At 71.2% G+C, this 9,556-nt stretch carries 10 protein-coding genes and 1 pseudogene; 3 read left to right on the top strand and 8 right to left on the bottom strand.

The features are described 5' to 3' along the window. The 5 genes from ACXJKB_RS22520 to ACXJKB_RS22500 form a co-directional block, all read right to left on the bottom strand. On the bottom strand, positions 1–162 hold a 162-nt coding region (locus ACXJKB_RS22520; protein ID WP_457192417.1), incomplete at its 3' end, for a helix-turn-helix domain-containing protein. A gap of 74 nt (positions 163–236) precedes the next feature. Then, positions 237–947, bottom strand: coding sequence for a ZIP family metal transporter (locus ACXJKB_RS22515; RefSeq protein WP_457192415.1), 711 nt, complete (start codon positions 945–947; stop codon positions 237–239). 1 nt (position 948) lies between these two features. Next, a complete protein-coding gene (locus ACXJKB_RS22510; protein ID WP_457192413.1) occupies positions 949–2,427 on the bottom strand; it encodes a peptide MFS transporter in 1,479 nt (492 codons plus the stop codon). A 76-nt stretch (positions 2,428–2,503) separates the two neighbouring features. Then, the gene (locus ACXJKB_RS22505) at positions 2,504–5,047 is read right to left on the bottom strand and encodes an ABC transporter permease (protein WP_457192411.1); all 2,544 of its coding nucleotides are present in this window, start codon (positions 5,045–5,047) and stop codon (positions 2,504–2,506) included. Positions 5,048–5,050: 3 nt separating this feature from the next. Next, entirely contained in the window at positions 5,051–5,830 is a 780-nt protein-coding gene (locus ACXJKB_RS22500; protein WP_457192409.1) for an ABC transporter ATP-binding protein, read from the bottom strand. 115 nt (positions 5,831–5,945) lie between these two features. On the opposite strand from ACXJKB_RS22500, the gene ACXJKB_RS22495 reads away from it, so the two are divergent. Continuing rightward, positions 5,946–6,548 (top strand): LysE/ArgO family amino acid transporter, encoded by a 603-nt coding sequence (locus ACXJKB_RS22495; protein ID WP_457192408.1) that lies wholly within the window; start codon positions 5,946–5,948, stop codon positions 6,546–6,548. Between the two features lie 50 nt (positions 6,549–6,598). Here ACXJKB_RS22495 and ACXJKB_RS22490 read toward each other — a convergent pair whose 3' ends face one another. Further along, the gene (locus tag ACXJKB_RS22490) at positions 6,599–6,784 is read right to left on the bottom strand and encodes a hypothetical protein (protein WP_457192406.1); all 186 of its coding nucleotides are present in this window, start codon (positions 6,782–6,784) and stop codon (positions 6,599–6,601) included. Between the two features lie 47 nt (positions 6,785–6,831). Here ACXJKB_RS22490 and ACXJKB_RS22485 point away from each other — a divergent pair, with 47 nt between their 5' ends. Next, the gene (locus ACXJKB_RS22485) at positions 6,832–7,458 is read left to right on the top strand and encodes a hypothetical protein (RefSeq protein ID WP_457192404.1); all 627 of its coding nucleotides are present in this window, start codon (positions 6,832–6,834) and stop codon (positions 7,456–7,458) included. A 51-nt stretch (positions 7,459–7,509) separates the two neighbouring features. On the opposite strand, the gene ACXJKB_RS22480 is transcribed toward ACXJKB_RS22485, so the two are convergent. Continuing rightward, positions 7,510–8,463: a helix-turn-helix transcriptional regulator gene (locus ACXJKB_RS22480; RefSeq protein ID WP_457192402.1), complete on the bottom strand. Its 954-nt coding sequence runs from the start codon at positions 8,461–8,463 to the stop codon at positions 7,510–7,512. A 94-nt stretch (positions 8,464–8,557) separates the two neighbouring features. Here ACXJKB_RS22480 and ACXJKB_RS22475 point away from each other — a divergent pair, with 94 nt between their 5' ends. After that, positions 8,558–9,241: an alpha/beta fold hydrolase gene (locus ACXJKB_RS22475; protein WP_457192400.1), complete on the top strand. Its 684-nt coding sequence runs from the start codon at positions 8,558–8,560 to the stop codon at positions 9,239–9,241. Between the two features lie 130 nt (positions 9,242–9,371). On the opposite strand, the pseudogene ACXJKB_RS22470 reads toward ACXJKB_RS22475, so the two are convergent. After that, a pseudogene (locus tag ACXJKB_RS22470) lies at positions 9,372–9,556 on the bottom strand (IS30 family transposase); the annotation flags it as partial.

The following is a 9,556-nucleotide window of genomic DNA, read 5'->3' as shown; positions in this document are numbered from 1 at the left end:
AATACTCTGTGGTCGATACACGCCACCGAGGCTCTGATGCAGGTCGTAGATGTAGGACTTCGACACGCCGCTGACCCGGGCAGCCTGCATCGGGTTCAGCCCCGAACGCAGCAGCCCGATCACCTCCAACCGACGCGACTCAGCCAACTTCAGTCCAGCCACAACACCCTCCAAACATCAGGCGTTGCAACAATCCCCTGACGCCAAGGTCACCGGATGACGCCAGGACTCCGCGATCATCCGCCGAGCAGCGACAGCCCCGCGGCGAGCGCGAAGCCGGCGACGGTCGCGAGGCCCGCCCAGTCCTTCGCCTTCTCCTTGGCCTCGGGCACCATCGAGTCGATCAGCATCGTCAGCAGTGCACCCGCGGCGAACCCGTCGACGAACGCCTGCGCATCGCTGGAGACGGCGTCCGCGAGCGCGGTGCCGGCGACGGTGGCGAGCGCACAGCACACCGCGACCACCGTCCACAGGACGACCACCGAGCGCCGCGACCGCCCGGCGGACCGCATGTCGGCGGCCGAGCCGATCGCCTCCGGCAGGTTGGAGGCGAAGATCGCGACCACCAGCGCAGCGCTCACGCCCTGCCCCGACGCGATGCCGATGCCGAGCACGGCCTGTTCCGGGATGCCGTCGAGGAAGGCCCCCACCGCCAGCGGCGCACCGGCTGCGGAGCCACCCGAGCGTCCGCCCCACCTCTCGACCAGGCGGTCGGCCGTGAAGTAGGTCAGCCCGCCGAGCGCCAGCCCACCGGCGACGGCGTACGTGCTGCCGATCCGCAGGCCCTCCTCCGCCAGCTCGAACGAGACGCTGGCGATCAGCGCGCCGGCACCGAAGCCGAGCACCAGCCCGACGACGGTCGCCGACCACGTGCGTACGAGCGCGAGGACGGCGCCGACCACCAGCGAGCTGGCAGCCAGCGCACCCCAGCCGAGCGCCTCGAGCACGTCAGTCGACGCCCGCCATGAGACGGTGGATCGGCTTCGACGCGAGCATCACCACGACGCCGGTGACTACCGACGCGAGGCCGATCGAGAGGAAGAACGGCGCCTCGTCGGTGGCGTCGTAGTAGCCGGCCAGGATCCCCGCCAGGGCCGTGCCGAGCGCGATGGACAGGAAGTAGAGCGCAACCATCTGCGTCAGGTACTTCTTCGGTCCCAGCTTGGTCGTCGCGCTCAGGCCGACCGGGGAGATGAGCAGCTCGGCCACGGTGAAGATGAGCAGGATGCCGGCCAGGCCGAGCAGCGGGACGGTGTTCTCGCCGGGCGGCATCAGCAGGAAGGCGAAGAACGCCACGCCCATGAGCGCCGTGCCGGCACCGAACTTGATCGGCGTGATCGGCTGGCGGTCGCCCAGCTTGGTCCACAGCGCGGCGAAGGCGCCGGCCAGGACGATGATGAAGACCGGGTTGATGCTGTTGACCCACGAGATCGGCATCTCCCAGCCGAAGATGTCGCGGTCGAGCCGCTTGTCCGCGTAGAGGGTCACGACGGTGAACTGCTGCTGGTAGAGCGACCAGAACACGACGTTGCAGACGAACAGCGGGATGAACGCGAAGATCCGGCTGCGCTCGGCGCCCTTCACGTCCTTGTCGGAGAGGATCCGCGCGAAGTAGGCGATCGCGGCGAGCAGGCTGATGCCGATGACGATGTCGGCCAGCCGTTCGGCGGTGATCACCTCGACCCACACCAGCACGCCGACCAGCGCAAGCACGACCACGGCGCCGACGACGTACACCACGCGCCGGTCCGCCGGCAGCGGGTTGGCGACGTGGTGGGTCTCCTCCGGGAGGTTCTTGCGGGTGAGCGCGTACTGGGTGAGTCCGATCGCCATGCCGACCGCAGCGGCGGCGAAGCCCCAGTGGAAGCCGGCCTCCTTCTGCAGCAGGCCGGTCAGCAGCGGGCCGAGCAGGGCACCGATGTTGATGCCCATGTAGAACAGCGAGAAGCCCGCGTCGCGGCGCGGGTCGTGCTCGTCGTAGAGCGACCCGACCAGCGAGGTGGCGTTGGCCTTCACGCCGCCGGAGCCGAGGGCGATCAGCACCAGGCCGAGCCCGACGCCAGCGAGGTCGGGCACGACCGCGAGGGCGATGTGGCCCGCCATCACGCAGATCGCGGCGTAGAAGAGCGTGCGCTCGGGACCGATCAGCCGGTCGGCGAGCCACGCGCCCAGGATGGTGGAGAGGTAGACCGCACCGCCGTAGGCCCCGACGATGCCGGTCGCCACGGCCTCGTCGATGCCGAGGCCGCCCTGGGCGGCGGAGTAGTAGAGGTAGATGAGCAGGATGCCCTGCATGCCGTAGAAGCTGAACCGCTCCCACAGCTCCACCCCGAACAGGTTCGCCAGCACACGGGGCTGCCCGAAGAAGCCGGTGTCGGACCGGCTCTGCGCGCCGCTCCCGTGCGTGTTCTGTTGTAGGTCACTCACCTCTTCACGGTGCCATCGTTCCCCGGGTGTGTCAGCACCCGGGGTCCGAAGGGGTGAGCCGGCTCACGAGCAGCGGCTACTCCGTCGCGATCGCGTCGAGCACCTTCATCCGGGACGCCCGGATGGCGGGGACGATCGCGGCGAGCACGCCGAACACGACGGCGATGACCAGGAAGACCACCAGCGATCCGAGCGGCAGCGAGAGCACGGTGAGGTCCTCCGACAGCGACTGGCGCAGCGCGACCCCGATCAGCAGCCCGACCGCCAGCCCGAGGACCGCGCCGAGCACCGCGATGGCGATCGACTCCAGCGTGATCATCAGGCGCAGGCGCCGCCGCGACAGGCCCACCGCACGGAGCAGCCCCACCTCGCGGGTGCGCTCGATGACGCTGAGACCGAGGGTGTTGACGATGCCGATCACCGCGATGATCACCGCCAGCGCCAGCAGGCCGTAGATCATGAACAGCAGCTGGTTGACCTGCTGCTTGATCAGGTCGGCGAAGCCCTCCTTGTCCTGCACCGTCACGATCGGCAGGTCCTCCACGACCGCGTCGAGCGCGTCGTGCACCTCGTCGACGTCGGCACCCGGGGCGACGTTGATGCTGAGCATGCTGTCGTTGCGCCGAAGACCGACGTCCTCCAGGACCGTGATCGGCAGGGTCACGCCCTGGGTGATCGGGGTGTCCTCGAAGATGCCGACGACCTCGAGGTCGACCGTCTGCCCCCCGGGGAACGCCATCGGCAGCGACGTGCCGACGTCGGCGTCGAGGTCTGCGGCCGTCGATGCGCTGAGGATCGTCTGGTCGCCGCTCATCTGCTGCGTCCCGCGCCGCATGTCGAGCTCGTAGATGTCGCCGAACGTCTCGTCGACGCCCATCACGAAGGTCTGGTCCTTCTTGACCAACGCCACCGAGCCCTGCATCCGCGACACCGTGCCGACGCCGTCGACCTCGGCCATCTCGTCTCCCACCTTGGTGGGGAAGCCCTGGAAGCTCGGGGACTGGACCAGGAAGTCGCTGCGGAACTCGCGGTCGACGAGCTCGTCGTTGGTCGCGCTGAGCGACGAGGCCAGCACGCCGACGGCCGAGACCACGGCGAGGCCGATCATCAGAGCCGACGCCGTGGCGCCCGTACGACGCGGGTTGCGCAGCGCGTTCTCGCCGGCGAGCTTGCCGCTGGTGCCGAACAGCTTGCCGAAGACCGCCCGGCAGGCCAGCAGGACGGGCCGCCCGAGGATCGGCGCCATGACGGCGACGGTGATCACCCAGATCACCGCGCCCGCGCCGATCCAGGCCGCGTCGGCACCGGGGGCGCCGACCAGGCCGGCTGCCATGAGCGCGGCGCCCACGAGCAGGGCGATCGTGCCGAGGACGAGCCGGCGACGGCCGAGTGCCTTCTCCTGCACCGTCAGGTCGTCACGCAGGGCGGCGACCGGCGGCACCTTGGCGGCGCGCCGGGCCGGCACGAAGGCCGCGACCATCGTCACGCTGATGCCGACGACGTAGGCGGCGATGACCGTCGCGGGCGTCAGCACCAGCACGTCACCGGCGATGTCGAGCCCCTGCGAGCGGAAGACTGCGGCGAGGCCGCGCGCGAGGCCGAGCCCGACCAGGAGCCCGAGGGTCGAGCCCAGCAGCGCCATCAGGAACGCCTCGATGAGGACGGACCGCGTCACCTGGCGGCGGCTCGCCCCGAGGGCACGCAGCAGCGCCGACTCGCGGACCCGCTGCGAGACCAGGATCGAGAAGGTGTTGAAGATGATGAAGGCGCCCACGACGATCGCGATCACCGCGAAGGCGATCAGGAAGTAGCTGATGACGTCGAGGAACTGGCCGATCTGCTCGTCGGACTCGTCGATCACCTCCTGGCCGGTGACGGCGGTGAAGCCGTCGGGCAGGACGGTCTTGGCGGCGTCGGCGAGCTCGGTCTGGCTGACCCCCTCGGCGGCCGTGAGGCTCACGGTCGTGAAGGCGTCCTCGCCGTCGAGGAAGAGGTCCTGCGCAGCGCTGGTCTCGAGCAGCGCGAGGGTGGCGCCGGCGGTGCCACCGCCGTTGAAGTTGGAGGTGCCGACGAGCTCGAACGTCTGGCGCAGCTCACCGGTCGGCAGCAGGAGGGTGACCTCGTCGCCGACCTCGTAGTCGCCGCGCTCGGCCGACGAGACGTCGAGGTTGATCTGGCCGGGCTGGTCGGGCCACTCGCCCGACTCCAGGATCAGGATCGGGTCGCCCGCGGCGTTGACGCTGTCGTAGTAGTTGAACACCAGCGTGGGCGCGCCGGTGCCGCCGACGAGCTTGCCGTCCTTGCCGAGCAGGTAGGCACCGACGCCGTCGACGGACCCGTCGGCGGCGGCGACCTCGGGCAGCTCGGCCAGCCGGTCGACGACCTGCGGCTCCACCAGCTTGGTCGTGCCGGCACCGGAGGCCTGGAACGACACCTCGCCCTCGTTGCGGACGATCGCGTCGGAGGTGGACCCCTCGATGATGTTGTCGAAGGTCGCGCCCAGGCCGTGGCTGAAGGTCAGGACACCGGCGAGGAAGCCGATGCCGAGCACGATGGCCAGCGTGCTCATGACCAGGCGGACCTTGCGGGCCACCAGGTTGCGCCAGGTGAGTCGGAACACCGCTCAGCCCGCCTTGCGCGCGGCGGCGTCGTGCAGGGCGCCCATCCGCTCGAGGATCGCGTCGCGGTCGGGGTTGCGCAGCTCGTCGACGACCTTGCCGTCGGCGAGGAACAGCACCCGGTCGCTGTAGGACGCCGCGACGGGGTCGTGCGTGACCATGACGACCGTCTGGCCGAACTCGTCGACGCTGCGGCGCAGGAAGCCCAGCACCTCGGCGGAGCTGGTGGAGTCGAGGTTGCCGGTGGGCTCGTCGGCGAAGACGATCGACGGGCGGCTCACGAGCGCCCGGGCGCAGGCCACCCGCTGCTGCTGGCCGCCCGACATCTCGCTGGGCCGGTGGCTCAGGCGCGGGCGCAGGCCGACGGCGTCGATGACCTGGTCGAACCACGCCTGGTCGGCCTTCTTCCCGGCCAGGTCGAGCGGCAGCAGGATGTTCTCCTTGGCCGTCAGGGTCGGCACGAGGTTGAACGCCTGGAACACGAAGCCGATGCGGTCGCGGCGCAGGTTGGTCAGCGCCTTGTCCTTCAGCTTGCCGAGCGCGGTGCCGTCGACGACGGCCTCGCCCGAGGTCGGGGTGTCGAGCGCCGCCAGGCAGTGCATCAGCGTGGACTTGCCGGATCCCGAGGGACCCATGATGGCGGTGAACTCCCCCTTCATCAGGTCGACGGTCACCCCGTCGAGGGCACGGACCTCGGCCTCCTCCGTGCCGTAGACCTTCACCAGGTCCTGTGCGCTTGCCGCGACGCCCTGCAGCGCCGCCCCTCCCGTGGGCTGCTCAGTCATGGGAGGAGTCTGGCAGGGGCCTCCGACGTCCTGCCATGGGATAACACCCGCAGACGACCCTGACATCTGTCAGGGGTCACCCGGGGTCTGGACCAGTGGCCCTAGGTTGAGCCGCGTGGGAGACGTCGTCGCGGGGCTGCTGACCGGCCTGTCCCTCATCGTGGCGATCGGCGCGCAGAACGCGTTCGTGCTCCGGCAGGGACTCCGCCGCAGCCACGTCGGGCTGGTCGTCGCGATCTGTGCCCTGTCCGACGTCGTGCTCATCCTCGCGGGCGTCGCCGGCATCGGCGTGCTCGTCGACCGCGCCCCCTGGGCGGTCGAGGCGGTCCGCTGGCTCGGCGTCGCGTTCCTCACCGTCTACGGCGTGGCCTCCCTGCTGCGCGCCCGACGCGCGGAGGCCCTCGACGCCGGTGACGGCGTGGTCGAGGCACGACGCGGGGTGGTGGGTCGGGCGGTCGCCCTCACCTGGCTCAACCCGCACGTCTACCTCGACACCGTGCTCCTGCTCGGGTCGATCGCCGGGACCCACGGCACACCCGGGCGCTGGTGGTTCGCACTCGGCGCCTGCGTGGCGAGCATCGCGTGGTTCGCCGGCCTCGGGTACGGCGCCCGGCTGGCCGCCCCGCGCCTGGCCAGCCCCCGCTCCTGGCAGGTGCTCGACGTGCTGGTCGGCCTGGTGATGCTGGCGATCGCCGTACGCCTCGCGCTCGGCGCGTGATCGTCGTACCCCCTCCCGGCCGGGTCGCCGGAAACCGGCGGTGCGGCTGCTCACTCCGAGGTGGGGTCGCCCTCGGCCGGCTGGCGGGCGACGGCCTCGTCGTGGCGGGCGTGGAGCCGGTCCCGGACCTCGGACGGCTCGTAGTGGCGACGCACCCGCTCGTCGCGCGCGACGGCGGCACCGGTGGCCACGCCGGCCAGGATCCCGGCCAGTCCGACCCACTTCCACACGCGCATGGTCGGAGCCTAGTGGTCGGCGTGCGTCGATCGTGCAGACTGCGCGCATGACCCTGAGCCTCGACCAGGCGGTGGACCTCACCCGCAGCGGCGACATCTGGTTGTTCCGCGGTCGTCGGGCACCGGACCGGGCGATCCGCGCGGTCACCAACTCGCCGGTCAACCACGTCGGCATGGCGGTGGTCGTGGACGACCTGCCGCCGCTGATCTTCCACGCCGAGCTCGGCAAGAAGCAGCTCGACATGTGGACCGGCGACCACCACCGAGGCGTGCAGCTGCACGACCTGCGCGAGGCCGTGACGCGGTGGCAGGTCGAGTACGACCAGGACGCCTGGGTCCGCCAGCTCGACCCGCAGATCGGCCAGTCCGAGGAGGACGGGATGCTGCGCACCGTCGCGCGGCTCGACGGGGTCTCCTTCCCCAGCCTGACCCGGCTGGGCGCCCGGTGGCTCCGCGGCCGCGACGCCTACGTCCCGCAGCGCAAGCGCGGTCAGCGCGTCACCCCGGAGGCGGCTTTCTGCGCCGAGATCGTGGCCAGCTGCTACATCGAGATGGGCATCCTCCGCGACGACCGGCGCGCGACCTGGTACGACCCGGGCAAGTTCTGGAGCGGCGACTACCTGCCGATCTCCCCGGGCTGGAGCCTCGGCAAGGAGGTCGCGGTCAGTCGCTGACCGAGTCGAGTGCGGAGGTGGTCGTGCTCGGCACATGGCTGCGCACTCGACTCACTCGATCGACCGCGCCAGCCGGTCCGCTACCACCGATACCGCGGCCCGGAGCTCGGGACCGCCCACCACCGTGAACGGGAGCGGGACGTGGGCGAGCCACTCACCGGCGTACGCCTGCGGGTTGCTGGTGCTGCCGACCAGCTCGCAGCGGCCGTCGGGCAGCTCGCGCAGGTCGCCCAGCGTGGGCCGGATCCACGGCCGCACCTCGGCCAGTGGCAGGTCGAAGACGAGGTGGGTGTCGTGCTCCCACCCCTTGCCGAGGTTGGCCTCGAGCTCGGCCGCCGGATCGAGGTCGGCCGGCACCTCGAAGGTGCCCGCGAGCTGCTCCACCTCGGTGATCCGGTCGATGCGGAAGGTCCGCAGCGCGTCGGCGTGGTGCGAGTGGCAGAGCAGGTACCACCGGCCGTAGCGCACCACCACCGACCACGGGTCCACCTCGAAGGTCCGGGCGTTGCCGGCCGCCGTGCGGTAGCCGATGCGCACCTGCTGCTGGGCTGCGACCGCGGCGACCAGCCCGCTCGTGACCTCCGGGTCGGGCCGGACCGACGCCCTCTCGGGCACGGTGCGCGCGGTCTCCCGCACGGCGGCCGCCTGCCGCGCGACGTTGGTCGGCAGCACGCGCAGGATCTTGCCGAGCGCGGAGCCCACCGGGTCGGCGGGGTCGGCGACCGCGTGCTGGGAGTCCAGGGCGGCCATCACCAGCCCGAGCGCCTCGGTCGCCGAGAAGACCAGCGGCGGCAGTCGGAGCCCGCGCCCCAGCGTGTAGCCGCCGTAGGGACCACGCGTGGACTCGATCGGGATGTCGGCCTCGCGCAGGATCGCGACGTAGCGCCGCGCGGCGCGCTCGGTGACGCCGAGGCGCTCGGCCAGCTCCGCGGCGGTGACCCCCGGTCGGGCCTGCAGGACGTCGAGCGCCCGCAGCGCCCGCGCGGTCGGGCTGATCTCGCTCATGAAGAGCATCGTGGCACCGGTTCCGGACGTGGAGCGTCCGGAATGACCCCTAACGTGGGCGGTGAGGGTCGACCACACCGATCAAGGAGAACTCATGGACATCGTGCTCATCGCCGGACTCTGGCTCGACGGCTCGGCCTGGGACGACGTGTTGCCCGAGCTCGACCGGCTCGGCCACCGCGGCATCCCGGTGACGCTGCCCGGACAGGGCGACGGCGCCACCTCGGCGACGTACGACGACCAGGCGGACGCGGTCGTCGCAGCCGTCGACGCGGCCGACGGGTCACCCCTCGTCGTAGGTCACTCCGCAGCGTCGACGCTGGCGTGGGTGGCGGCCGACCGGCGTCCGGACGCCGTGACCGGGGTGGTCCTGATCGGCGGCTTCCCGACGACCGGCGGCAACGCCTACGCCGACTTCTTCGACACCGACGGCGACGCGGTGCCGTTCCCCGGCTGGGAGCCGTTCGCCGGCCCGGACTCCGACGACATGTCGCCCGAGCTGAAGGCGGAGGTGGCGGCGTCCACCCACCCGGTGCCCGCGGGCGTCACCAAGGGCACGGTGCACTGGACCGACGAGCGTCGCCACGGCGTACCGCTCACGCTGGTGTGCCCGGAGTTCAGCCCCGCCCAGGCGCAGGAGTGGATCGACTCCGGTGACGTGCCCGAGCTGGCCGACGCCACGGCGTTGGAGCTCGTCGACCTCGAGTCCGGCCACTGGCCGATGTTCACCCAACCGGCCGCCCTGGCGGCGCTGGTCGACGCGGCGACCAAGCGCTGAGATCACCGGCTGGGCGGTGCGTGAGCCACATCCGGACGACGCGGAATGTGGCTGGGCCACCGCCCGGTCGCGTGTCGGCGTACGACGCTCCCGTGGGCGGTGCCTGAGCCACATCCGGACGGCGGCGGATTCAAGCGGTCGATGCAACACCGGTTGGTTTTGGTGGGTTCGACAGTAGTTCGTCGAGTGCCTGTGCCGGTGTCTTCCAGCCGAGGGTCTTGCGGGGCCTGCGGTTGAGCTTGGCGGCGACGTGGTCGAGGTAGTCGAGCTGGTAGACCGACAGGTCGGTGCTTTTGGGGAAGTACTGGCGCAGCA

Source organism: Nocardioides sp. P5_E3 (assembly GCF_054049275.1).
This window is presented reverse-complemented; position numbering and strand designations above follow the sequence as displayed.